The following is a 23,854-nucleotide window of genomic DNA, read 5'->3' on the forward strand; positions in this document are numbered from 1 at the left end:
ATCGCGGGTGCCGGTATCGCCTCTCTAGCCATCGGGGCCATTGCCTTCTTGGCGCAAAGCTGGGCATCATCACCATCAACCCGAATGCTTGGCGGAACTTCTTCCACTAGTCCACGCGATCAATCGCGCGCAAAGGCTTTCATCACCCTCGGTGGTGAAAGCCTTCTTTTTGCCCCCTGCCTGCAGAATCCACATCTTTTCAAAAATGATCTAGGCTGGTGTAAATGAGCCAGGAGAAGTTTCGTAGCCAGCTATCATCTTTTCTAGACGCGGCGGTTTTTCAGGGGGTTCCGCATCTTCGCCTCGCGCCGGATACCGATACTTTAGAGCTTTACCTGCCAGCCGTGAGCGCGGCCTATGAACCGGAAGACCCCCAATGGACCGTGACCACGCAGTTGCTGGATGGCACGGAGGTCAGCCGCAAGTTTTATTACGTCGCCAGTGAGGAACCTGGCCTGTGGGTGTCCATGCCGCAGGCCTTTACCCACCTTGCCGTAACGTTTGCGGAACAAACGCTGGAGTTTGCGGGTATTGCCAATGGCGGCCTGCTGCTCGATTCCGCGCACCGGCCCGTCGATAGCACGCAGCCCATCCCGCAGGGCGCGTATACCTTCATCGCGCCGAACGGCACGCAGCTAACACCTGCCCCGGAGAACCAGCCGCGCCCGCATGGCGCGTGGGAAGGCTGGTCCATCCTTGAGGTAGCGGCAGAAGATTCCTTCTCCATCGCTGTGCCGCGCCAAGACAAGGCCACCATCACCGTTGCGGAGAGCGCGGATTTTTCCTGGGATATGGCGGTCAAGTCCCTGCCCAACGCGCGCGGGCTGGACGGCGAGCTGGTGTACACGAAATCCCCGCGCCTCTTGGTCAATACCCCACTTCACCTGCAGCTGACCTATGTCCCCATCGGTGGGGAAGAAGAAGAAATCTTAGAAGATGAGCTGCCGGAGGGAATCCATGAAGTCCTACCCGGTGACGTCTTCGAAGACCCTTGGGTGGGCCGGTATCGCTTTAGCCTGTACAAGGGCGAGGAGCTTGTCGATGTCCACTATCTCAACTTTGCCGAAACCCTCCACATGCGCTCCAAGAACGAGGGGCCCCGCGGCACCAACTTCCGCTTCATCGACGCCCTGGGTAACCTCTCGCCGTTTAGCTATGCCTTGGCCTCGTCCCCCGATAAGCCCATTCACATGGAGAAGGGCCAACGCGTATTTGGCGAAGACGAATCGGTGCGCGAGGAAACCATCAGCAGCGAGGCCGGCTACGAGCTGACCTTTGAGGTCATTCCGGCGACCATCCGCACGCGCGTGAAGCGCACCGCGGCCGAGCCCGTGGATTATATGGATAAGCAGGTCATCCTGGCGGATCAGCTGGATGCGGATGCGCTGTTTACGGTGCACTCGCCGGAGCCGCTACCCCTGGCGAAATTCGTGGTCATTGATAAGAACCAGAAGATCCGGGATCTTGTGACCGCCAATGGTTCGACGGAGGCGACGACCACGCTCTCCGTGCCGAATCGCGCCCTCAAGGCCGCGCTGACCAAGAAGTCCTCGCTGGAGCTCTACCTCCTGTGGTCCACACTGTCCTATGAGGAGTATTTGGAGGGCCTGCCGGATAAGGAGCGCGCGGCGCACCTCAAGCGCAGCATGGACCGCCGCGTGATGGAATACGAGGCAACCGCGGCAAACGATCTGATCTATGCCGCCATCGCCACGGTGCGCAAGGCGCCGCTGGTCGCCCGCGCCACCATCGAAGATGGCATCTTGATACCCGAGCAAACCCACGAAGAAGAAGTGGAGCTTTTGGCCTGGGCGTGGCCGCTTGGCAACCCCGCCAGCGAGCCGCTGCCCTTGGAGCCGGTGGAGGAGGGCTTCGAGCTACCGGAGGAATTGCACGAGGCTGGCGATCTCATCGTGGACTTCCGCGAGGATGAACCGGCCAGCGATCTCGCCGCCCCGCAGTACCCACCGGCAAGCTCGCTTATCATCTTCCACGACGGCGAGAGCGAGAATACCGCCGGCACGTGGGAGAACTATGCCGCCCTGCGCCGCCTCGCTCCCAAGGCCAAGGAGACCTTCGAGGGCGTTATCAAGAACATCGAGGCCGATCCGCGCGCCAGCCTTGATGCGCTCATGCAGGTGGACTTCGAGCGCGGCCAGCGCATGCGCGCGTTGGTGCGCACGGGCCTGATTACCCGTTCCTTTAGTAGCGATGGGAAAGAGGCCGCGGAACCTTCTTCCGTGCTCGCCGCGCTTGCCGATGCCAACCAGGCCCACGTGGAACACTCCGGCTCCCCCTCGCTGTGGCGGACGGCCACCACGGGAGTAGACGATGTCACCCGCCCTATGCTGCTCATGAGCGCCACCGGCGAGGCCCCAACGCCCGCTTCAGACAGCGCGCAGCTGTGCGATGACGCCCACCGCATCGCCGCGCTACGCGAGTGCTTCGATAACGACTTGGCGCTGACCCGCCTGGGGACCATGTCCAACCTGCGCACTACCGCGCTGCAATTGCGGGTGACGCTGCAGCAATTGGGCGTAGATAAGTCGGTATTGCACACGCTGCTCGCCCTGGACGCCTTTGGGGATGGAAACACTGATCTTGGCGGCTCTGCCTGGATGCCGTTTATTTCTTATGTCTTTGCCATTGCCGCACGTGGGGTGGCCAATGGGAAGCTGACGGATGCGGCCGTGGCCTCCGCGCTAGATAATGCCCTCCCGCAGCTCGCGGAGGCGGTCTCGCTGGCTCCGGAGCTGTTTTACCGGGATATTCTCACTGCGGAGGCCCTTACCCGCGACTACAGTGACTGATATGCAGGTTATTTCCACCAACGTCGCCGTACGCAGGCCGGATCCGAGCGGGAGGCATGAGTTTTCGGGCATCGACAAGCGCCCGCAAGACTTTATCGATGTTTCCGCACCTGGCCCCAATTACGGCGATGGCTCTGGCGTGCGCGGCGATTCTATCGGCGATAGCGAGCACCACGGTGGAAGTGACAAAGCGGTCTATGCCTATGCCCGCGAGGAGCTAGATTATTGGGAGGATTCGCTGGGCCGCACGCTGAATTCAGGGGCCTTTGGGGAAAACCTCACTACGCGCGGCATTGATCTCTCCGCGCTGCTTATCAACCAACGCCTCCACATCGGCACGACTACGCTCGAGGTCTCCGTACCCCGCCAGCCATGCGCAACCTTTTCCGGCTGGGTGCAGGAGAAGGGCTGGCTCAAGCGGTGGACCGCGCGCGGCGATTGCGGCGTGTACTTCCGCGTCATTTCGCCCGGGCGCATTTCTACTGGGGATGCCATCACCTGCGGCCCCGCTCCCGCGCACGATATCACCATGCGCATGGCGTTTGCGGCCAAGATGGGGGACCGGGCGATGGCCCGGCGCGTGGTCGATGCCGAGTGCTTGCCGCCCCAGCACGCAAAAAAGCTCCGGGTATAAACCCGGAGCCAAATACCTGTGCCGCTTTAGGCCGTCTGCGTGCCCTCTGCGGCGCTGATAACGGGCGCCTTCGCCTTGGGGTAGCGGCCGTGCACCATGTAGTAGTACACCGCCGCGACGACGATGAGGCCGGCGAGGATGAGGTACATCGTATCGAAGCCAGTGGCACTCACGATGGGGCCAAGCCCGAAGGGGGCGAGGCCGATGCCGAAGTCCATCAAGAGGAACATCGTGGAGATGCCCGCGCCTATTTGGGCAGCCGATACAGAGCGCACCGAGATGGCCTGGCAGGCGGGGCTTAGCGTGCCGTATCCCATGCCCGTAAATGCACCCGCGACCACGAGCATGACGTCATTGCTGGGAAAGCCCATGATGATAAGGGCGATGGCGAAGGACACCAGGCCCAGGTACATAACCGAATTGTCGCCTTTGTGGTCCTGGATGCGCCCCAAGAAGAAGCGCATGATGAGCATGACTACGGCGTAGCCGATGAAAAAGAGGCCGGCGCCGGTGGCCAGGTCCTCTTCGCGCGCATAGGCGTTGAGATAGGTGACCACGCCGGAGTAGGCGATGCCCACCAGGAGCATGAAAATACCAATGGGCACCACGTTGGGGTGCACGGCATTGCGCAGCTTGAAAGCGGGCTTTTCTTCATCGAGCTCCGCCGGGTAGCGCAATACGAGCGCCAGCACGAGGGAGACGATATTGGATCCCAGGGCGACCCCAAAGAGGGTGTTGTAGCCAATATTATTGGCCAAGAACAAGCCCACTGCCGGGCCAAAGGCGGTGGCAAGTGTAGTGCCGAGGGCGAAGTAGCCGGTGCCCTCCGCGCGGCGCTGTTGGGGGATGACGGACTGCGCAACGGCCATGAGCGCCGTAGAGGTCAACGCATAGCCTGCGCCGTGAAGCAGCCGCACGAGGATGAGGACGGCCACGTTATGGACCACGAAATAGCCCACCGTCACGATACTGACAAAAGCCAGCGAGGTCAGGGCGGCGCGCTTTTGCCCCACGCGGTCCACCAACCAGCCAGAGAAGATGCGCATGAACGTCGCACCCAAAACAAAGGCGCTAGAGGCAAAGCCGCTGACGGTATCGGAGGCCCCGAAGCTTTCGACGGCATACAGGGCCATGGTCGTTACCGTTAAGTAGAAGACAAGAAACTGGCCAAAATTAGCCACCCACGCCAACAGGAACGTGGGTGTAACCAATGGCGGCTGAGCCGCTGAATTCGTTGTTGACAAGACTCACTCCAATTAAAAATAAAAAATCCTCCCAACCGCGCACGGCCCCAAAAGGGCCGCGTGCGGGGAGAAGGAAAGCAATCACAATTATGCGGGGAGTGAGTATACGCCGCTGGCACTTAAATGTTTAATCAAACACGGCTATAAGCGCGCTCTAAACAGTGATTGCGTTGCCGATTGAAGGCCTAAGCGTTGGCATAAGGGTCGCGGATGCCCAGGTACTGCACGGAGGTGTATTCCTCGATACCTTCCGCGCCACCCTCGCGGCCCATTCCGGATTGCTTGACGCCACCGAAGGGGGCAGCGGCGTTAGAGATAACGCCGGCGTTGAAGCCCATCAGGCCGAACTCTAGGCCATCGGCGATGCGCCACAGGCGGTCGGAATTCTCGGTAAAGACGTAAGACGCCAAACCGTACTCGGTATCGTTGGCGATCTCGAGCGCTTCTTCCTCGGTGCTGAAGGTGATAATCGGGGCGACTGGGCCGAAGATCTCTTCCTGGGCGACGCGTGTTTCACGTGAAACATTGGTAATCACTGTTGGCTCGTAGAAGTAGCCGGCGCCATCCCCGCGCTTACCGCCGGTGGCGATGGTAGCGCCCTTTTCTGCAGCATCGTCCACCAGTGCCGCAATGCTCTCCAAAGCCTTGGACTCGACGAGCGGACCGCAGGTAACACCTTCGTCCATGCCATTGCCCAAATTGAGCTTCTCGAATTCCGCAACGAGCTTCTCGGAGAACTCCTCGGCAACAGACTCGTGGACCAAGAAGCGGTTAGCCGCGGTGCAGGCCTCGCCAATATTGCGCATCTTGGCGCCCATCGCACCCTGGACTGCTTGGTCAATATCTGCGTCCTCAAAGACAATGAATGGGGCATTGCCGCCCAGTTCCATGGAGGTACGCAGCACATTATCGGCCGCGCCCTTCAAAAGGGTCCGACCCACTGGGGTAGAACCAGTGAAGGAAAGCTTGCGCAAGCGGTCATCGGCAAGCAATGGCTCCGAAACTGCAGATGCAGACTTACCGGCAACGACGTTAAGCACGCCCTTTGGAAGCCCAGCATCGATCATGGTCTGCGCAAAGTACTGCGCAGTCAGGGGAGTCAGCTTGGCCGGCTTGAGCACCATCGTGCAGCCTGCTGCGACCGCCGGAGCCACCTTGCGGGTAGCCATGGCCAACGGGAAGTTCCACGGGGTAATCAAAAGGCAGGGACCCACCGGCTTGCGGCGGGTGATCATCCGCAGCGTGCCTTCGGGGACGGTTGCGGTGCGGCCGTAATCGCGTACCGTTTCTTCACTGAACCAACGCAGGAACTCGCCGCCATAAGTGACCTCTCCCTTAGCTTCCGCGAAGGGCTTACCCATCTCTAGCGTCATCAGTGCTGCGAATTCATCCGCCCGCTCCTGTACTAGATCGAATGCTCGGCGCAGAATCTCCGCGCGCTCGCGCGGCGTGGTGCGTGCCCATTCATCCTGCACGGCACAGGCAGCGTCGAGGGCAGCAATCGCATCATCCGAGTTTGCGGAAGACAGCGTCGCCAGCTTCTCGCCCGTCGCTGGGTTTTCTACGTCAAAAGTCTCACCGGAGGTGGAATCGCGCCACTCACCACCGATAAGCAATTGGGTGGGAACCTTTGCAATTACCTCTTCGATATTAATACTCACTTATCGTCACCTTTCTTGAAGATATAGACCTGCACCACATTACCCTTAACGGACGCGAAGACCACTTATTAGATACCGATTGAATATTTTTCACTTGTTTCTTCCGCGCTATAGAAATTTAGGCTAGGCTAGTGCCCATGAAGAAAATGACTACTCGTTGGTGGTGGCGCGCGTAACTCGCGGGCCTTTCTTCGCAACCCATTTTTAGGCTCGCATTCTGCGGGCCTTTCGGCGTTTTCAGTGCCTTTGCTCGCGGATACCTCGGGTCCCTCGCACTCTGTTCCTCAGTTACTCCTGAAAGGGCACTGCAATGACATACACCGCCACCCGCGATATTGCCTATTGCCGGGATGCCTCAGCGCTATTTCATAGCTTGGCGCGGTCGAGCGATTCCTTATTATTGGAAAGCGCTGATATTGAAACCAAGAAAAACCTCACGTGCCTGGCCGTGCTTGATGCCGCGGCAAAGGTCACCTGCACCGGCCAGCGGGTTCGCGTCCTCGCGCTCAGCCCAGCGGGGGAGCAGCTCATCACCATGCTGCAATCGCGCTTTACAGACCGGATTGTTTCACGTGAAACCACGGAAATTGTTTTTGAGTTCTCACCCTCCAACGAGTCCGATGAACGGCAACGACTCCTAGATGAATCAACGGCGGATATCCTCCGCACACTGCAGCGCGATGATTCCTATTCCTCGCCCCTATTGCCCTTCGTCGCCGGCGGGTTTGCCTATGACTATTTGGCCACTTTTGAAAACCTGCCTGAGGTAGGCGAGGGGCCCAATAAGTTTCCCGATTATGAATTCCTCGTCGCCCAAACCGTCCTCGCGGTGGACCACCTAACGCAGACGGCGCACGTAGAGGGCTGGGATATCGACCGAGCCCGCTTGGAAGACACGCTCGATGCGCTCGCCGGTACACCCGTAGCCGAGATAGAGGATCTAGAGCCCAGCCAGCCCGCGGGTACCTTGACTGCAACCGCGGATATTGACGATGCCGCGTTTTGCGAACAGGTAACGCGGCTCAAGAGCAATATTGATTCCGGCGATATTTACCAAGTTGTCCCCGCCCGCACATTCACCGTGGACTGCCCCGATGCCTTCGCGGCCTACCGCCAACTCCGTGAGACCAATCCTTCGCCGTATATGTTCTATCTCCGGGGAGAAGATTACGAGCTTTTCGGCGCATCACCGGAGTCCAATTTGAAGTTTGACCCAGAGACGCGGCAGGTTGAGCTCTATCCCATTGCCGGAACCAGACCCCGCGGGCTCAACCCGGACGGCACCATCAATGATGAATTAGATATTCGCAACGAACTCGAAATGCGCACGGACACCAAGGAGCTAGCCGAGCACACCATGCTGGTAGATCTCGCCCGCAATGATCTCGCCCGCGTAGCAGAACCCGGCACGCGGCGGGTAGCAGACTTGCTCCAAGTAGACCGCTACTCGCGGGTCATGCACTTGGTCTCCCGCGTGACCGCCACCTTGCACAAAGACTTCGATGCCCTCGATGCCTACCGCGCCTGCATGAACATGGGAACGTTGACCGGCGCGCCCAAGCTACGCGCCAACGAGCTCATCCGCCAAGCCGAACACAAACGCCGTGGCTCCTACGGCGGCGCAGTGGGGTACCTGCGCGGCGATGGCGCCATGGATACCTGCATTGTCATTCGCTCCGCCTTCGTGCACCGCAGTACGGCTGCTGTTCAAGCCGGTGCCGGGGTAGTGCACGATTCCGTCCCGCAATCCGAAGCCGATGAAACCCTGCACAAGGCCTATGCCGTTCTCCACGCCATTGCCCTCGCGCACAACGCCACCCTGGAGGTACAGCGATGAATTCGCCGCATGTGGTTCTGCTCGATAACCACGATTCCTTTGTCTATAACCTCGTCGACGCCCTCGCCGGCTACCGCACCACCGTCTACCGCAACAGCGTGTCCGTCGCGGAGGTGCTCGCAGCCGAGCCCGATATTATTGTGCTTTCCCCGGGCCCTGGGCATCCGCGCGATGCTGGCTGCATGATGGAGCTTATCGATGCCACCTTGGGCACCATCCCCATCCTCGGCGTCTGCCTAGGTTTCCAGGCGCTACTGGAATACCACGGGGGCGGGGTAGGGCCCTGCGGGCCGGTGCACGGTAAGTCCATGCCCATGACGCTTACCGATGCCGGCACCGCCCACCCAGTCTTCGCCGGCCTAGCCACCGATGCCGACCCCGCCCAGCCCGGCGTCCCCGGTACCCAGGTCCCGGTGGCGCGGTATCACTCCTTGGGGTGCACGCAGGTGCCGGCCGGCATGCGGGTGCTCGCGGAGACGAAGGCGGATATCGGCACCATCGCGATGGCGGCCGAAACGGACGATGGAATGGCGCTGGGGATGCAATTCCACCCAGAGTCGATTCTTTCTCCTCGTGGCCCAGACATGCTGAACCGTTGCATTCACCGACTATCCACTCACCCCACTATGGAGCTAAAAGACTAATGACGAACCAGAGCCCGCTGAAAACACTGCAAGCCTTCCTGGATAATCCCGCGCCCACCGTGGAGGAGGCCACCGAGGTCTTCACCCCAGTTGCCGTGGGCGATTACGACGATATTCAAATCTCCGCGCTGCTTACACATATCCGCACCCGCGGCGAGACCCTCGCGGATATTACGGGCGCCGCCAAGGCGTTCCTGAAAGTTGGCCACCCATTTCCCATTACCGGAAAGGGACTCATGGACTCCGCGGGGACGGGCGGCGATGGCGCGAATACCATCAATATCACGACAGCCGCCTCCTTAGTCGCCGCCGCTGGGGGAGTGAGGATGGTCAAGCACGGCAATCGATCCGTCTCCTCCAAGTCCGGTTCTGCCGACGTGCTTGAGGCACTGAATATTCCGCTGGACCTCGACGTGGATCGCGCCGTCCGGCAGTTCGAAGCCTCCAACTTCACCTTCCTCTTTGCTCCGGCCTACAACCCGGCCGTGGCCCACGTGCAACCGGTGCGCAAGGCGCTCGGGGTCTCCACCATTTTCAATACCTTGGGGCCCTTGCTCTCCCCGGGCCGCCCCGAGCTTCAGATCATGGGCATCGCCAACCCAGCACAAGGCCCCATGATCGCGGAAGTTTTCCGGGAGCTGGGGCGCACACGGGCGCTCGTCGTCCACGGTGCGGGTACCGATGAAATCGCTACCCACGGCACCACACAGGTCTGGGAACTAAAGGACGGCGAAATTTCGCACTATGAGCTAACGCCGGAGGCGCTGGGCATCGCCAAGCATGAGCTCAGTGAGCTCGCCGGCGGCGACGGACAAGATAATGCCGAGCACGTGCGCGCCATCTTTAATGGCTCGGGTAAGCCGGCGCACTATGATGCGGTCGCGGCATCGGCTGGAGCGATGTTTTATCTGGGTGGCACCGCGGCAACGATTGCGGAGGGCGTCGCGCACGCCAAGGGGCTCATCGATAGCGGGGACGTGGACCGCTGGCTGCGCACCCACGAGGAAGCCGAATACTAAAGAAACCACACTAGGGATAAGAAATGACAGAAGAGAAACTGCCGACGGTGCTCGAGGGGATTGTGGCTCAGCGCCGCACAAACCTTGCCGGCATTCGCGAACGCATCGCGCACGTAGACGTAGACAGGCTTGAGCCGTCCCGTTGTTCGCTTTTTGCCGCGCTCAATGGCACTAACCGCTTCATCATGGAGTGCAAGTCTGCGTCGCCATCCCTCGGAATGATTCGCGAGGATTACCGCCCCGGCGATATCGCGCGCATCTATTCCCGCTATGCGGATGCAATTTCCGTACTGTGCGAGCCCGAGCGGTTCGGCGGGGATTACGATCACCTCCAGACCGTGGCCCAGTCCACACACCTGCCGGTATTGTGCAAGGATTTCATCGTCGATCCGATTCAGGTTTATGCCGCGCGCTACTACGGCGCGGATGCAATTTTGCTCATGATGTCCATCGTGGATGATGAGACCTTTGCGCAGCTGAAGGCTTTGGCAGATAAGTTAGGGCTCGACGTTCTCACTGAAGCCATCACCAAGGAAGAGGTGGACCGCGCCCTGTCCTTCGGGGTGGAGATCATCGGTATTAATAACCGCAACCTCCATGACTTGAGCATCGATCTCTCCCGCACCGAGCAACTCGCCGGGTACGTGCCTGACAATAAAGTGGTCGTTTCCGAATCCGGCATTCGCGATAACCACACCGTCCGACGTTTAGGCGCCCACGCCAACGCCTTCCTCGTCGGCTCCCAACTGACCTCCCACAAGGACATCGACCGCGCCGCCCGGGATCTGCTCTTCGGTGCGAATAAGGTCTGCGGACTCACCGCCGCCTCCACCGCCCAAGCCGCCCGCGCCTCCGGTGCCCGCTACGGAGGGCTCATCTTCGCCCCAGATTCCCCGCGAAATGTTTCACGTGAAACCGCCGAGGAAATCATCGCCGCCGAACCCGACTTGGATTTCGTAGCAGTGAGCCGCAGCGACGACCCCGCCGAATTGCGAGAGATAGCGGCAACCCGTGGGCTGTCCGGAATTCAGTTGCACGCCCCATTCCAAGGCAGCGTGGATGGAGAGCTAGCTTTCATCGACCGTACCCGCGCGGCCCTCGCGGACACCGACGCAGAATTAGTCTGGCGGGCCATCGATATGACCAACCCCCAGTGGGTAGAAATGGCGCCGCAGCTTGCCGGACGGGTTGACCGCCTCGTGCTCGACTCGGGTAGGGGAGGGACCGGACGCAGCTTTGATTGGTCAGAAATCCCGGACGACATCAAAGCCCACAGCTTGTTGGCCGGTGGCCTCAACCTCGACAACCTGGATGGCGCGCTCCAAGTGGGAACAGCGGGGCTCGACCTGAACTCGGGATTAGAAACACACCCCGGGGACAAAGACGCCGCCCTGATTTCTCAAGCCTTCCGCACCATCCGATTATTCAATGAACCTGACAAGAAAGATTAACCATGCCCGATTCACGTGAAACACTCCTTCCCGCATACTTCGGGGAATTCGGCGGACAATACGTTCCGGAATCCCTCATCCCCGCATTGGATCAATTGGAGCAGGCTTTTGTCGATGCCCAGAATGATCCCAGCTTCCGCGAAGAACTCGCCGGATTGCTGCGCGATTACCTAGGCCGTCCGACCCCCGTCACCGAGGTTAAGAAGCTCGGCGGCAATGCGCGGATTTTCTTGAAGCGCGAGGACCTCGTCCACGGCGGGGCCCATAAGACGAACCAGGTGCTTGGCCAAGCCCTTTTGGCTAAGCGCATGGGCAAGAAGCGAATCATCGCCGAGACCGGCGCGGGCCAGCACGGCACGGCGACCGCTTTGGCCTGTGCGCTGCTCGATCTCGAGTGTGTGGTCTACATGGGCGCCAAGGATGTCCAGCGCCAGCAACCCAACGTCTTCCGCATGGAACTCATGGGCGCAAAGGTCATCCCCGTCGATACCGGCTCCGGGACGTTGAAGGATGCCGTCAACGAGGCGCTGCGCGATTGGACCGCTACTTTCCATGAATCGCACTACCTACTCGGCACCGCCGCCGGCCCACACCCATTTCCCACGATTGTGCGTGAATTCCACCGCGTCATCTCCACCGAGGCCAAGGCGCAGCTCCTCGAGAAGACGGGCAGCCTGCCCGATCTCGTCGTCGCCTGTGTGGGCGGCGGTTCCAACGCAATCGGCATGTTCGCAGATTTCATCGACGAAGAAGAAGCGGAATTGGTAGGTGCTGAGCCAGGCGGCGCGGGCCTCGATTCCGGGGAACACGGTGCCACCATTAACAACGGCACCGTGGGCATCCTCCACGGCGCGCGCAGTTACCTCATGCGCAATTCTGACGGCCAGGTGGAAGAATCCTATTCCATTTCCGCCGGCTTGGATTACCCCGGCGTGGGCCCACAGCACGCGCACCTGCACGCCACCGGTCGCGCTAAATATGTGGGGATCACAGATGCAGAGGCTCTACAGGCCTTCCAACTGTTGTCCAAAAAGGAGGGCATCATTCCCGCCCTCGAATCCTCCCACGCCCTGGCCTATGCACTGAAGCGCAAGGACGAGGACATCACCATCCTCGTATCACTTTCCGGCCGGGGCGATAAGGACATCGACCATGTCCGCCACACCCTGGATTCCCAGCCCGAACTGCAACTCAAGGAGAACTAATCATGGGCAGCCGTTACGATAAACTTTTTGCCGCGTTGAGTGAGAAGAAGGAAGGCGCGTTTGTACCTTTCATCATGCTGGGCGATCCAACTCCTGAGGCTAGCCTGGATATCATCCGCACCGCAGTCGCCGCCGGGGCGGACGCTCTGGAGCTCGGCGTCCCCTTCTCCGATCCAGTGGCGGATGGCCCCACCATCCAGGCCTCCCATATCCGCGCCCTCGATGGGGGAGCAACCCTTGATAGTGCTTTGGAACAGGTGCGGACGATTCGCACCGAGTTCCCTGATCTGCCCATCGGCATGTTGATCTATGGCAACGTTGCCTTCGCCCGCGGGGTGGAGCAATTCTATGCGGAGTTCGCGGAAGCTGGCGCCGATAGCATTTTGCTTCCCGATGTCCCCGTACGCGAAGGCGCCCCTTTCATCGCCGCGGCAAAGGAAGCCGGAATCGACCCCATCTTCATCGCACCCGCGCGGGCCGCTGAACGCACGCTTGCCGGCGTCGCCAAGCATTCGCAGGGATATATTTACGCGATCTCCCGCGATGGCGTGACGGGAACCGAGAAAGAATCTGAGACCACTGGCCTCGATGAGGTGGTTGCCAGCATTCAGCGCTTCGATGGTCCACCGGTGCTGCTCGGTTTCGGTATTTCTTCGCCACAGCACGTCGCCGATGCCATCGCTGCAAACGCTGCGGGCGCCATTACCGGCTCCGCCATTACCAAGATTATTGACCGCCATGTTTCACGTGAAACCGGTGCCGCCGGGACGATCAATGATGCGAATGCCTTGCATGCGGAGCTGACCGAATTCATCGCCGGGATGAAGGAAGCGACCAAGAAATAGGGCGCGTCCGAACGGTGGCGCCACAAAAAGCCCCCTGGCTTCCTCCCAAATTTGTTGGGTGGGGAAGCCAGGGGGCTCAATTGTTTCACGTGAAACTAGGCCGCAGTCTCTGCCTCTTCTTCATTGAGAGTATCGACCTTATCGCGGGCAAACTTATCAACCACCATCGCGATGGCACCATCGCCAGTAACGTTTGCTGCGGTACCGACGGAGTCGATCGCGATATAAGCGGCGATCATCAACGCCACCATTCCGTCATCAAAGCCCATCATGTCCGCCAATAGACCAACGGCCACCATAACGGCACCACCCGGCACGCCTGGTGCGGCGATCATCATGATTCCCAACAGGAAGATAAAGCCTAGGCCGGTACCAGTGCTGATATCCATATTGGCCATAAAGACGATGGCGAATGCGTAAAGCGTCAGCTTCATCATGGAGCCGGACAGATGGATCGTCGCGCACAGCGGGATCACGAAGCTCGCGACCGGCTTCGAAATGCCGTTGCGCAAGCTGGACTCCAGGGAGACCGGAATGGTTGCCGCAGAAGAAGACGTGCCCAGTGCCGTGAAGTAAGCCGGAAGCATATTCCGCAGCGCCTTAAAAGGGTTCTTCCCTGCGATTGCACCGGCAACCACGTACTGGAGCACGAGGTACACCAGCGTCATAACCACTGCCAGGATCAGTACCTTCGCAAAGGCAGAGAGGACATCTCCAATATTGCCATTCATACCCAGGCCAAGGAACATGCCGAAAATGTAGAACGGCAAAATGGGAATAACGAATCCCCAAATGACCTTAACCACCACATTTTCCAGTTCCTTAGTGACGGTGTAGAGCGTATCGGACTTCACCGTCGTCATAGCGACACCAATGCAGAAGGAGAGCAATAGCGCCGTCATCACCTCAAACGGTGGTGCCATCTCCACCTCGAAATAAGGGGAGAGGGAGCCTTCGTCCACGTCCGACACGTTGGTTACTAGGGTTTGGCCCGCCAACATCGAGGGATAGAGCCACTGTGCCAAGCCATAGGCAATCAACCCCGCAAGAATGGTGGAGCCATAGGCGATGCCCGCCGTAACCCCCAACCATTTTCCAGCGCCCTTGCCTAGACCGGCGATCGCCGGGGCGACAAGGGCAAAAATCAAGACAGGAATGAAGAAATTGAGGAAGTTACCAAATAGCCCGTTAAACGTGGCAAAGGCTCGACCGAACCATTCGGGCGCAAAAAGGCTAACGACGATGCCAAGCACGATGGCGAGAACGATGCGGAAAAGGAGAGAGTCCGCTATTTTCTTGAGATTCATGCAATCACAATCAGGTTAGGTGTTCCCAGTCCGAGAACGCACGTGGGTGCGGTCCAGCGGAAGGAGAAACAACGTGGTGCAGGTGCAAAACCGAGCGAATATCTATCGATCGATCCAAATTGAATATTACCCGAGCCGCCTTATATTTAAGACACAAGCCCCGTAGCTTAATTTCCAATATGGTGTTGCAGGATTAAACTAAGGATATGGTCGCAGTGGGAATCATATTTTTAGTCCTTGCCGTTTTCCTTATCGCGGTGGGCGCACTCGCCGCCACCAAGCGGTTGCCAGGCAATAAATACATCGGCTTGCGTTTACAAGAAATCCGAAAGTCGCGAGAAGCGTGGGATAATGCCCACGCGGTCGCCGGTCCCTTCTGGGCCCTAGGCGGAGTATCGCTGCTTTTCGGTGGCGTCGTAGCTTTCCGCGCGGAGGGTTGGATGTGGCTCATTCCGGTCACCACTTTCGTCATCGCGATCCTCGCGCTTTCCGTCGGTTCGAACCTTGGATCGCGCGCAGCATTTCTTTACGAGCAAGCACATGCCGGCGAAGATGGTTGTGGCGATAGCTGCAACTGTGGCTCCGGCGGCTGCGGTGGGGAAGAGGCCGCCACTGACTCCGCCACCCAACCCGAGGTTGATCTGGGCGCACTCCGCCAGGCCGCCCGACACTCTGATAATTAAATAATAAGCTTTCGCGTTCCTTTTCTCCCTCCCTTTCCTGTCCGGCAATCGCCACACACAGGGACAGGGGAGGGAGATTTTTTATGACACAGTGACGTTATTGTTCTAAACGAGCAATCATGCTCGTTTCGTCACAACTAAATTAAAAACCCAATTCGGTTATAACATCCATATTGGTTTTTAGCTATAGTGGTTCCACTCCACTAAATGCAATTCCTGTGGAAACTCATAGAACTCACATAAAGGTTCCGCACAGTGCCACTCAGCCGCTACACCTAACACAGGCAAGGGTAGACAATGGGTGGCATGAAGAAAACAACAGCTCTCGCCGCAATCGCCGTGTCCACTTTTAGCATCGGTTCTTATGTCGCCGACTCCCAACGCGTCAATCCGGAATCACAAGCCGCAGGAAGGGAGGGCCCGCATCCCATTGTTAATGACCTAGGCCTCGATTCCGGCACCTATGAACTCACACCTACCGAGTCTGGTTCCGTCGCCACCTGGAACGGTAACTTTTCCTAATTGTATGTTTCACGTGAAACCTGCACCTGATACTTCCACATTATGATTTCCGCACAAGTATTACTACCCGCCGACGAAATCATATTCCGACCTTAAACCATTCAGGATAGAGTAGGGGCTATGGCTATTTGTTCGCGTCGCATGTTTTTGCTCGGATCCGCTACGACTTTCGCAGGTGCGTACCTCGCGGCCTGCGGCTCAGAACCGCCCGCGGAGATCGCGGCTACGGACATTCCCGTAGGCTCCGGGATCATCGTCGATGGGGTTATCTTCACACAGCCGCAAGAGGGAGAGTTTAAAGCCTACTCCCAAACCTGCCCGCACCAACAAAACCCCATTACAGAAATCGATGGTATGACTGCCACCTGCACTGCGCATCATACGTCCTATAACCTGCAAGACGGTTCGGTGATCGACGGGCCCGGCCGAGACCCACTCAAAGAGTTTGAGGTAAGCCAAGAGGGCGGAAAGGTCACTACCGCGTAAATACCCGCGGATGTCTCACCTTCTACCCGCATGGTTTCACGTGAAACTATGCGGCTTAAGAGGGGTACACGGGAGAAAATTATCTCCACAACCTTTCGTGGAACCACGCGCGACGGTTTACACTTTTGGTCATGCTGCACAGACTCAAAAAGCCGGATCCGCTCATCGTCCTCATTCTTATTGCCGTGGCAATCGCGATCATTGCACCGGCCCGCGGCACCTTCGCTGACGTCTTTGGCAGTCTGACGAATGTGGCGATCGCACTGTTATTTTTTCTCTATGGCGCGCGGTTATCCACCCAAGAGGCGTTGAATGGGCTCAAGCACTGGCGGCTCCACCTCACCATTCTCGCGTTCACCTTCGTTATTTATCCCCTCGTTGGCTTGGCACTGCAGCCGCTCACTGGGTTCATTACGGACGATATGTACATGGGGATCCTATTCCTCACGCTAGTCCCGTCCACCGTGCAGTCCTCAGTGGCGTTTACCTCCATTGCCAAGGGAAACGTATCTGGGGCCATTGTCTCTGCCTCAACCTCCAACTTGGCCGGCGTCTTTATCACGCCAGTCCTAGTCATGCTTCTCATGGGTACCGGTTCCGGGCTGCATATCGATACCTCCGTCTTTGGGGAAATCTCCCTCCTACTCCTCGCTCCATTCGTGCTGGGCCAATTAACCCGACGTTGGATAGCGGACCTCGCACAAAGCAAGGCTACAAAGGTGGTGGACCGCGGCTCCATTGCCATGGTGGTCTATTCGGCCTTTTCCAAGGGCGTGGTCGATGGAATTTGGTCCTCCATTTCTGTTTGGGAGATTGTCTTCCTCGTCGTATTCGCTGCGGCATTCGTCATTTTCATGTTGTGGCTGACGCGGTTTATCTCTGGAAAACTGGGGTTTTCTCGCGCCGATACCATTGCGATCCAATTCTGTGGCTCTAAGAAGTCCTTGGCCACTGGTCTTCCCATGGCCTCTGTCATCTTTGCCTCCGGATCGACATCGCTCGGGCTCTTGATTCTCCCACTCATGATTTACCACCAGGTGCAGCTGATGATTTGTTCTTTGTTGGCATCCCGGTACGCCCAGCAGGACGAAGAACAACTACACTAGGTGGCCATGGCTAACTACCTTTATGTACGCACCGAACTCTCCGTCCCGGGAGTGGGCTCAGCGGTCCACCTCGCAGAATTAGAAGAACACGATGCCCAGCGCTGCCGCATGCACCGCATGATCGCTCTGGACCCCGCGGACTCCGTCGTCGGGGTAGCGACCCCAAATAGTTCCACGGGAAACGTGGACAAGCCGCAAGAAATGGTTCCGCACCCCGATACCTACGATGAATTTCCAGACATTAGCGCCCGCTACATGGACCAAGAACAGTTTGACGCGCTGTGGACGGAAGCTACCACCAAGTTTGGGCTTTAGCTAAGCGCGGACTAAAGCACCACGTTCACCAGCAGCATGTAGAAAGCAGTACCGCCGAAGATGGACAATCCGGAATCCCGCTTCCACCTGTGCAGCCCGACGGTGACCAACACACCCAGCAACACTGGCCATAAACCGCCCGTGCCGTCCGCCTGTCCGGCAACGGCATAGACCACCAAGATGGTCATAACTCCCACGGGCATCATCATGCCCAGCAGCGAAAAGAACTCGCTATCCTTCATCCACTTCTTTGCGGAGAAGGAAAGCTCGCGCAATAAAACGGTCACGATACCTACAGGGATAAGGACCGCAGCAATCGCCCCTAAACTGACTCCAGCTGGCATTTAGTTCTCCTCCTTCACGGTCGTGGAGGCAAGCGGCTGCAGCCGCCAGGTAAGCGCGTTATCTACGCGAGGAGAAAGATAGCGAATGATGAGCAACAGGAAATAAGCGCTCAAGGAGACCATCAGCAATTGCCCCGGGGTAATGAAGGCTGCGAGAATGCCCAAGACCGCGGCTGATAGCGGGAGGGACAGATCCTGATTATTGCGGAAGGAGTCCATCGCTAGAACGACGAATAGGGCGACGAGGGCGAATTCCATTCCCTCGACGGAGGAGGGGATTACCTGGCCGGCGAGCGCACCAACGAGTCCGCCACCCACCCACAGAATTTGGCAAAAGATTTGAATACTCAAAATGCGGATACCGGTAGGCCGCTCCTCGCGCGGCAGCGCCGAGACGATGGCATACGTTTCATCCGTGAGGGCATAGGTGGAATAGGCCTTGCCCACGGGGGAATTAATCCGCTTGCGGGGAAACGTTAGCCCATAGAAGATATGGCGGAAATTCACCATAAACCCGGTAAGGAGCGAGGAGAGCGCGGAGACTCCGCCGGTAACCATGGAAATGGCGAGAAACTCCATAGAACCGGCGTAGATGACGATGGAAAATATGGGCGTCCACCACCAGCTAAAGCCGGATTGGACCATCAAGAGGCCAAACGCCAAGCCCAATGGAATTAGCCCGAGAGCCGCCGCCCACGTGTCTTTAATGCCCTTGTGGATTTCCTCGCGCATACGGGTTAGTGTAACCGATCACTTTCCGCCGCCTAGGAATTAATTATCATCCACATTCACGGGATAGGTGGAATACAGCGGCAGGGGCATGGGCTGGCGTTTCATGACATCGGCCCATAGATCGGCCGGGCCTGGGGCCACCACGTCCTGCGCTAGGGCGGGTGCCACGAACCATTCACCGGCCTCGATTTCTTCCTCCAGCTGCCCGGGGCCCCACTCGGCATAACCGGCAAACATGCGCATGCCGGTAACCAGCGGCTCGATATCTTCCGGGTTGGAGCGCAGATCCACGTGCGCTAGGCGCGGTGCAAGGCGGCTGAGTTGTTCTTCTTTATCTGGGTCCACGCCTTGCTTAGTCTGCGCGAGGCCCACGACGGATTGTTGGTTGAGCGGGCCACCGATATACAGCGCCTGCGGTTTAGCAACGACGGGCATCCATTCTGGAAGCACGTTAAAAATGGCCACCTCTGAGCGCTTGGTAAGGTCCACGCCGAAGGTCATCATGTCATTGTGCTCAACCAGCAGGATGACGGAGCGGGCAAATTCCGGGGACAGCATCCCCGGTGCGGACACGAGTAGTTGCCCTGGGGCGGGTTCGTTGCGCTCGAGGGCGTTAAATAATCTATCGGCAAACATCACTGTTTAGACTCCCACCACTGGCGCAACTTCGCAATAGCTTCTTCCCGCTCGAGGGGGCCGTACTCCAAGCGCATTTCCTTCAAATAGGACCAGGCCTGACCCACTTCGGGCCCAGGGGAGAGGCCCAAAATCTCCATGATCTCGTTGCCATCTAGATCCGGGCGCACCCGTGCGAGGTCTTCCTTGCGGCCGATCTCCGCAATTCGCTCCTCCAGCTGGTCATAGGTGCGCTGCAAGCGGCGCGCCTTTTTCGCATTGCGGGTAGTGCAATCGGCACGCACCAGCTTGTGCAGGCGGGGGAGAAGATCACCCGCGTCGTTAACATAGCGCCGCACGGCAGAATCGGTCCATTGATTTTCCCCAAAGCCGTGGAAGCGCATGTGCAGGTAGACCAACTGACCAATATCTTCCGTCGTGGCCTTGGGGTATTTCAGCTTCCGCAGCCGCTTCCGCGTGAGCTTGGCGCCCACCACTTCGTGGTGGTGGAAAGAAACCTTGCCGTCGGTGTTATCGAAGGTATCGGGCTTGCCGATGTCGTGCAGCAATGCCGCCCACCGCAATACTAGGTCGGGGCCGTTTTCTTCTTGATCCATCGCCTGGCGCAGTACCTTCAACGAATGCGCATATACGTCCTTGTGCTGTGCGTGCTCGTCCGTGGTCATGCGCAGGGCAGGGATCTCCGGGAAGATGTAATCCGCAATCCCGGTATTGACCAACAGGTCGATGCCATCCCACGGCGCTTTGCCGCATATGAGCTTATCCAGCTCCACTTGAACGCGCTCTACCGTAATGCGCTGGATCTCTGCCGCCATATCGCGCATGGCAGCAACCACGCGGTCTGCCACGTGAAACTCTAATTGGGACGCAAAACGCGCGGCACGCAGCATCCGCAGTGGATCATCGTGGAAGGAGATTTCCGGTTTATCCGGGGTGTCGAGCACCTTATTGGCCACATCGTGAAGGCCGCCGAGAGGATCGTGGAACTCAAAGGTGGCATCGGCAAGCAGCTCAATAGCCATGGCATTGACCTTGAAATCGCGCCGGACCAAATCGCCTTCCAGGCTATCGCCGTAGATGACCTCGGGGTTGCGGGACTGCCCATCATAGGAATCAGAGCGGAAGGTGGTGATTTCTATCTGTTGGCCCTTGTACACGGCGGATACGGTGCCATAGGCAATGCCGGTATCCCATACCGTTTCGGCCCACTCATCCAGGATTTCCTTGACCACCTCTGGGCGCGCTGGGGTGGTGAAGTCCAGATCATTGCCCAAGCGGCCGAGGAGGGCATCGCGCACCGAGCCGCCCACAAGGTAGAGGGCATGTCCACGCGCGCTGAACTTCTCCACCAGCCCGCTCAATAAGCCACTGAGCGAGTTCACGGTAGACTCCGCGCGCGCAAGAACGCCGATTAACTGAGTGTCCTGAAAATTCACGGGTGAGAGTCTACTACGATTGGCAGGGATGACTAACCAAGAACAAGGCTCCGCGCAAGGCCCCTCCAAAGGAGGCGGCCGTAGCCGTAACCGGCGCCGGCGCCGGCGGCGGCCGGATAACCGCACGCGCCGCACTAACCAGCAGCGCAGGCAGCAACGCGGTGGCAATAATCACGGCACCTCCACCGTCATGGAGACCCGCGATGAGACATCTGCGGGCGGGCTCGTAATCTCTGGGCTCGCCGAGTGCGTCGATGGCAACGGTAAAGCGGACCTGTCCCGCGTCTACGTAGCGCTGATTGGGCGCTTAGACCGCCGCGGCCGTTTATTGTGGTCCATGCCCAAGGGACACGTGGAAAATGACGAGGACAAGGAGGTCACCGCAGAGCGCGAGGTATGGGAAGAAACCGGTATTTCCGGCGAGGTTTTCGCTGACCTCGGCGTGATCGATTATTGGTTCGTCTCTGATGGCGTCCGCATTCACAAGACGGTGCACCACCACCTGCTGCGCTTTGTGGACGGCATCATGAATGATGAGGATCCAGAGGTCACCGAGGTGTCCTGGATTCCCGTTTCTGAACTCATCGAGCACTTGGCGTACGCGGACGAACGCAAGCTCGCGCGCATCGCGCACGATCTCCTCCCAGATCTCGCACGAAAGGAAGCCGACGCAGGGAAAGCGACCCCACGCTAATGCACAAGCGCCTCAAATCACTTGCCGCGGCTGGCGGTTGCGCGGTACTTGCCGGTTGGGGATTGTTCTTACCAAGCGCGGCGGCCCAAATGGACTCTGTTCCGGACGAGCAGATGGATATCCAAGCCTGGTTGGGCGCGCGCGGGCCGGAGCGCGCCGATCTGGATCTTATCGATGCCCAGCCCTTTACCGTAGGCACTGACATGCGGCTGCGCTTCCGCGTGCATAACCCCACCGATCAGCCCTTGGAAGATCTGCAGGTAACGAGCCGCCGCGGCGATAGCGTTGCTGATGCAGCAGAAGCGCGTACGGAAATGGCCACCGGTGATTTTCCTTATTATGGCTCTGGCATGACCACCGCACCGCTGCAGCCAGGTGAAACCCGGGAAATAAGCTTTACCGTGCCCAGTGGCTTAGATGCCGAGCGCACCTTGGCAATCAATGAACCGGGCGCCTATCCGCTGCTATTTACCCTGACCGGTACTCTCGAGGGCGATGCGGTGAGCCTAGCGGAAGAGCGGTTTGTGGCCCAATTCTCCGGAGAAGAGCCGACTGGTGTCGCGGCGGCCGCGGCACCGGAAGAAGCGGCACCAGAAGAAGAACACGACGAAGCCGAAGAGCCCCAACCGCACGATCTCACGGTGGTCTATCCCATCAGCGCGAACCTGGACATCCTCCCCGGCGGGCTTGGGGGAGAAGAGCTCATCTTGTCCTCCGATGAGTTAGGGCACGAACTGCACGAAGGCGGCCGCCTCGATACGTTGGTTTCTACCTACGAGGATCATGACCTGCAGGGGGCCGGCTGTGTGGCCATCGACCCCGCGCTGCTCGATACCGTCAACCGCATGTCGCAAGGCTATACGGTCAATTCCACGCGCCCCGCGCAAGGCGATCGCCCCAAGCGCCTGCGCGATTCTTGGTCGCGGAGCAGTGACGATGACAAAGGAGAGCCAGGCGAGGCAAAAAATGACGCCGAGCGGTGGCTAGAGCGCCTGCGCGAGTTGGATTGTTTCATCGCCATGCCCTGGGCCAATGCGAATGCCTCTGCGGTGGCTAGGGCCAATAATCCTGCCCTTCTCTTTGAAGGTTTACAGCGCGGCAACCAGACCATCGAGCGCATCCTGGGCAAGGCGCCAGCCAGCAATATCCTGGCGGTAGGTTCCGGTTATATTGACCAAAAATTGCCGGTGCCATCCCTGGTTGCGGATAATTCGAACTGGTCCGGCGAGGCCGCGACTTTCGATGCCTCCCTTGGCGCCCTGCTATCCCAAACCGGCTCCAAGCCACAGACGGTTGGTTATTCCAACCCGGAGCTGCGCTATGACTACTCCAAAGATTCTGCTTTGTCTCGCGCCATCACGGGCGGGGCGGCCCTCAGCCTTGCGGGCGGGGAAGATACCGTGGCCAAGCTTCCAAACTACCTTGACCCAAGCGCGGCCGAGCATGCACTCGCCGCCGCGGAAGACCTGCTCAAGTCCGGCCACTCCCGCCCCCGCGGGATCAGCGCGGTGGAATTGCAACAAGGCGATCCCAACGCTCCTACCGGTAGTCCCTTTATCGATCCGGCGGTCTTTTCGGAGCCGGAATTGGCCCGCGTTGAGCAACAGGCGCGCTATACCGATGAGCTGATGAATATCGTGGTCGATGACCCTGATATCACCATGACGCGCTCCGAATTCGTGCTGCCGCTGCGCCGCGATCTCCTCAACTCGTTATCGCTTAATAATCGCGATAGCTTGGGCACCCACGCCGCGGCGCGCGAGTCCTTTTCCCGCACCATGGAGATGCACTCCAATACGCTGCGGGATCTGCGCGATTCTGTCTCCCTCATCCCCCCGGGAAATGTTTATACCCGCGTATCTGAGTCATCGCCGCTGCTCATCGTGGCCGAAAATGGCCTGCCGTTGCCGGTGGAGGCAAAGCTGCAATACGATGCCCCCGATGGCGCGCGGCTCAACACGCCCAAAAGCGTCCGTATTCCCGCTAAGGGCTCTATTACTGTATCCATGACCGCTGATATGCCGAAGGACGCGGATCGCACGGACATTGGGCTGTGGCTGGCCACTCCTAAAGATCAGACCATTTCGCAGCCCATCACTATCTCCGTGCAGACACGTGCCGGTATCGTAACCTTATACGCTGCCGGCATAGCCGGCGCTCTCGTGCTGGTTTTGGCTACGCTCTTTCGGCTTGGCCGTCACCGACGCAAAAATCACAAGGCTGAAAAGTAAAAGTTGAAGTTG

General features: G+C 58.8%; 21 protein-coding genes and 1 pseudogene. 15 read left to right on the plus strand and 7 right to left on the minus strand.

Features of this window, described 5'->3' with window-relative positions; translation table 11 throughout:
* Window positions 1–224: 224 nt before the first annotated feature.
* On the plus strand, window positions 225–2,810 hold the full coding sequence (locus QP891_RS06675; RefSeq protein WP_284770812.1) for a hypothetical protein: 2,586 nt from the start codon (window positions 225–227) through the stop codon (window positions 2,808–2,810).
* A gap of 1 nt (window position 2,811) precedes the next feature.
* Window positions 2,812–3,444, plus strand: a complete 633-nt coding sequence (locus QP891_RS06680) for an MOSC domain-containing protein (protein WP_284770811.1) — start codon at window positions 2,812–2,814, stop codon at window positions 3,442–3,444.
* 26 nt (window positions 3,445–3,470) lie between these two features.
* On the opposite strand, the gene QP891_RS06685 is transcribed toward QP891_RS06680, so the two are convergent.
* Complete coding sequence (locus QP891_RS06685) at window positions 3,471–4,634, minus strand: MFS transporter (RefSeq protein WP_284770830.1); 1,164 nt, start codon at window positions 4,632–4,634, stop codon at window positions 3,471–3,473.
* A gap of 239 nt (window positions 4,635–4,873) precedes the next feature.
* Complete coding sequence (locus QP891_RS06690) at window positions 4,874–6,349, minus strand: NAD-dependent succinate-semialdehyde dehydrogenase (RefSeq protein ID WP_284770810.1); 1,476 nt, start codon at window positions 6,347–6,349, stop codon at window positions 4,874–4,876.
* Window positions 6,350–6,659: 310 nt separating this feature from the next.
* Here QP891_RS06690 and QP891_RS06695 point away from each other — a divergent pair, with 310 nt between their 5' ends.
* Genes QP891_RS06695 through trpA form a run of 6 tightly spaced genes read left to right on the plus strand, consistent with a single transcriptional unit; the run spans window position 6,660 to window position 13,350 of the window.
* Window positions 6,660–8,186, plus strand: a complete 1,527-nt coding sequence (locus QP891_RS06695; protein ID WP_284770809.1) for an anthranilate synthase component 1 — start codon at window positions 6,660–6,662, stop codon at window positions 8,184–8,186.
* On the plus strand, window positions 8,183–8,830 hold the full coding sequence (locus QP891_RS06700) for an anthranilate synthase component II (protein ID WP_284770808.1): 648 nt from the start codon (window positions 8,183–8,185) through the stop codon (window positions 8,828–8,830). Before QP891_RS06695 ends, QP891_RS06700 begins: the two co-directional genes overlap by 4 nt.
* Entirely contained in the window at window positions 8,830–9,849 is a 1,020-nt protein-coding gene (gene trpD, locus QP891_RS06705) for an anthranilate phosphoribosyltransferase (protein WP_284770807.1), read from the plus strand. Before QP891_RS06700 ends, trpD begins: the two co-directional genes overlap by 1 nt.
* A gap of 23 nt (window positions 9,850–9,872) precedes the next feature.
* A complete protein-coding gene (gene trpCF / locus QP891_RS06710) occupies window positions 9,873–11,300 on the plus strand; it encodes a bifunctional indole-3-glycerol-phosphate synthase TrpC/phosphoribosylanthranilate isomerase TrpF (protein WP_284770806.1) in 1,428 nt (475 codons plus the stop codon).
* A gap of 2 nt (window positions 11,301–11,302) precedes the next feature.
* Window positions 11,303–12,505 (plus strand): tryptophan synthase subunit beta, encoded by a 1,203-nt coding sequence (trpB, locus tag QP891_RS06715; RefSeq protein WP_284770805.1) that lies wholly within the window; start codon window positions 11,303–11,305, stop codon window positions 12,503–12,505.
* A gap of 2 nt (window positions 12,506–12,507) precedes the next feature.
* Complete coding sequence (gene trpA / locus QP891_RS06720; protein ID WP_284770804.1) at window positions 12,508–13,350, plus strand: tryptophan synthase subunit alpha; 843 nt, start codon at window positions 12,508–12,510, stop codon at window positions 13,348–13,350.
* 95 nt (window positions 13,351–13,445) lie between these two features.
* On the opposite strand, the gene QP891_RS06725 is transcribed toward trpA, so the two are convergent.
* Window positions 13,446–14,657, minus strand: a complete 1,212-nt coding sequence (locus tag QP891_RS06725; protein WP_284770803.1) for a dicarboxylate/amino acid:cation symporter — start codon at window positions 14,655–14,657, stop codon at window positions 13,446–13,448.
* A 206-nt stretch (window positions 14,658–14,863) separates the two neighbouring features.
* Between QP891_RS06725 and QP891_RS06730 the strand changes: the two genes are divergently transcribed.
* The 5 genes from QP891_RS06730 to QP891_RS06750 all read left to right on the plus strand — a co-directional run bounded on the left by QP891_RS06730 (window position 14,864) and on the right by QP891_RS06750 (window position 17,769).
* Window positions 14,864–15,340, plus strand: coding sequence for an SdpI family protein (locus QP891_RS06730; protein ID WP_284770802.1), 477 nt, complete (start codon window positions 14,864–14,866; stop codon window positions 15,338–15,340).
* Window positions 15,341–15,646: 306 nt separating this feature from the next.
* Window positions 15,647–15,862 (plus strand): catechol 1,2-dioxygenase, encoded by a 216-nt coding sequence (locus tag QP891_RS06735; protein ID WP_284770801.1) that lies wholly within the window; start codon window positions 15,647–15,649, stop codon window positions 15,860–15,862.
* 120 nt (window positions 15,863–15,982) lie between these two features.
* Window positions 15,983–16,348 carry a Rieske (2Fe-2S) protein gene (locus QP891_RS06740; RefSeq protein ID WP_284770800.1) on the plus strand — a complete coding sequence of 122 codons (366 nt, stop codon included), beginning with the start codon at window positions 15,983–15,985 and terminating at the stop codon, window positions 16,346–16,348.
* Between the two features lie 131 nt (window positions 16,349–16,479).
* The gene (locus tag QP891_RS06745; protein WP_284770799.1) at window positions 16,480–17,454 is read left to right on the plus strand and encodes a bile acid:sodium symporter family protein; all 975 of its coding nucleotides are present in this window, start codon (window positions 16,480–16,482) and stop codon (window positions 17,452–17,454) included.
* Between the two features lie 6 nt (window positions 17,455–17,460).
* Window positions 17,461–17,769: a hypothetical protein gene (locus tag QP891_RS06750; protein WP_284770798.1), complete on the plus strand. Its 309-nt coding sequence runs from the start codon at window positions 17,461–17,463 to the stop codon at window positions 17,767–17,769.
* A gap of 11 nt (window positions 17,770–17,780) precedes the next feature.
* Here QP891_RS06750 and QP891_RS06755 read toward each other — a convergent pair whose 3' ends face one another.
* The 4 genes from QP891_RS06755 to QP891_RS06770 are packed head-to-tail and all read right to left on the minus strand — an operon-like array spanning window position 17,781 to window position 20,917.
* Window positions 17,781–18,113, minus strand: a complete 333-nt coding sequence (locus QP891_RS06755) for a branched-chain amino acid transporter permease (RefSeq protein ID WP_284770797.1) — start codon at window positions 18,111–18,113, stop codon at window positions 17,781–17,783.
* Window positions 18,114–18,845 carry an AzlC family ABC transporter permease gene (locus QP891_RS06760; protein ID WP_284770796.1) on the minus strand — a complete coding sequence of 244 codons (732 nt, stop codon included), beginning with the start codon at window positions 18,843–18,845 and terminating at the stop codon, window positions 18,114–18,116.
* A 39-nt stretch (window positions 18,846–18,884) separates the two neighbouring features.
* On the minus strand, window positions 18,885–19,481 hold the full coding sequence (locus QP891_RS06765; protein WP_284770829.1) for a YqgE/AlgH family protein: 597 nt from the start codon (window positions 19,479–19,481) through the stop codon (window positions 18,885–18,887).
* Entirely contained in the window at window positions 19,481–20,917 is a 1,437-nt protein-coding gene (locus QP891_RS06770) for a CCA tRNA nucleotidyltransferase (protein ID WP_284805938.1), read from the minus strand. Before QP891_RS06770 ends, QP891_RS06765 begins: the two co-directional genes overlap by 1 nt.
* A 31-nt stretch (window positions 20,918–20,948) precedes the next feature.
* Between QP891_RS06770 and QP891_RS06775 the strand changes: the two are divergent.
* Together QP891_RS06775 and QP891_RS06780 are read left to right on the plus strand one after the other, a co-directional pair.
* Window positions 20,949–21,611 (plus strand): annotated as a pseudogene (locus tag QP891_RS06775) (NUDIX hydrolase); the annotation flags it as partial.
* Window positions 21,611–23,842 (plus strand): DUF6049 family protein, encoded by a 2,232-nt coding sequence (locus QP891_RS06780; protein ID WP_284770793.1) that lies wholly within the window; start codon window positions 21,611–21,613, stop codon window positions 23,840–23,842. The pseudogene QP891_RS06775 and the gene QP891_RS06780, both read left to right, overlap by 1 nt.
* The last annotated feature ends 12 nt before the right edge of the window (window positions 23,843–23,854 follow it).

This window comes from Corynebacterium sp. MSK310, assembly GCF_030227355.1.
Taxonomy (GTDB): Bacteria; Actinomycetota; Actinomycetes; order Mycobacteriales; family Mycobacteriaceae; genus Corynebacterium; species Corynebacterium rhinophilum.

Bases quoted from the DNA above. Each gene is read 5' to 3' on its own strand.
- QP891_RS06675 (WP_284770812.1), top strand. From the start codon at position 225: ATGAGCCAGGAGAAGTTTCGTAGCCAGCTATCATCTTTTCTAGACGCG.
- QP891_RS06680 (WP_284770811.1), top strand. From the start codon at position 2,812: ATGCAGGTTATTTCCACCAACGTCGCCGTACGCAGGCCGGATCCGAGC.
- QP891_RS06695 (WP_284770809.1), top strand. From the start codon at position 6,660: ATGACATACACCGCCACCCGCGATATTGCCTATTGCCGGGATGCCTCA.
- QP891_RS06700 (WP_284770808.1), top strand. From the start codon at position 8,183: ATGAATTCGCCGCATGTGGTTCTGCTCGATAACCACGATTCCTTTGTC.
- trpD (WP_284770807.1), top strand. From the start codon at position 8,830: ATGACGAACCAGAGCCCGCTGAAAACACTGCAAGCCTTCCTGGATAAT.
- trpCF (WP_284770806.1), top strand. From the start codon at position 9,873: ATGACAGAAGAGAAACTGCCGACGGTGCTCGAGGGGATTGTGGCTCAG.
- trpB (WP_284770805.1), top strand. From the start codon at position 11,303: ATGCCCGATTCACGTGAAACACTCCTTCCCGCATACTTCGGGGAATTC.
- trpA (WP_284770804.1), top strand. From the start codon at position 12,508: ATGGGCAGCCGTTACGATAAACTTTTTGCCGCGTTGAGTGAGAAGAAG.
- QP891_RS06725 (WP_284770803.1), bottom strand. From the start codon at position 14,657: ATGAATCTCAAGAAAATAGCGGACTCTCTCCTTTTCCGCATCGTTCTC.
- QP891_RS06730 (WP_284770802.1), top strand. From the start codon at position 14,864: ATGGTCGCAGTGGGAATCATATTTTTAGTCCTTGCCGTTTTCCTTATC.
- QP891_RS06735 (WP_284770801.1), top strand. From the start codon at position 15,647: ATGAAGAAAACAACAGCTCTCGCCGCAATCGCCGTGTCCACTTTTAGC.
- QP891_RS06740 (WP_284770800.1), top strand. From the start codon at position 15,983: ATGGCTATTTGTTCGCGTCGCATGTTTTTGCTCGGATCCGCTACGACT.
- QP891_RS06745 (WP_284770799.1), top strand. From the start codon at position 16,480: ATGCTGCACAGACTCAAAAAGCCGGATCCGCTCATCGTCCTCATTCTT.
- QP891_RS06750 (WP_284770798.1), top strand. From the start codon at position 17,461: ATGGCTAACTACCTTTATGTACGCACCGAACTCTCCGTCCCGGGAGTG.
- QP891_RS06755 (WP_284770797.1), bottom strand. From the start codon at position 18,113: ATGCCAGCTGGAGTCAGTTTAGGGGCGATTGCTGCGGTCCTTATCCCT.
- QP891_RS06760 (WP_284770796.1), bottom strand. From the start codon at position 18,845: ATGCGCGAGGAAATCCACAAGGGCATTAAAGACACGTGGGCGGCGGCT.
- QP891_RS06765 (WP_284770829.1), bottom strand. From the start codon at position 19,481: ATGTTTGCCGATAGATTATTTAACGCCCTCGAGCGCAACGAACCCGCC.
- QP891_RS06780 (WP_284770793.1), top strand. From the start codon at position 21,611: ATGCACAAGCGCCTCAAATCACTTGCCGCGGCTGGCGGTTGCGCGGTA.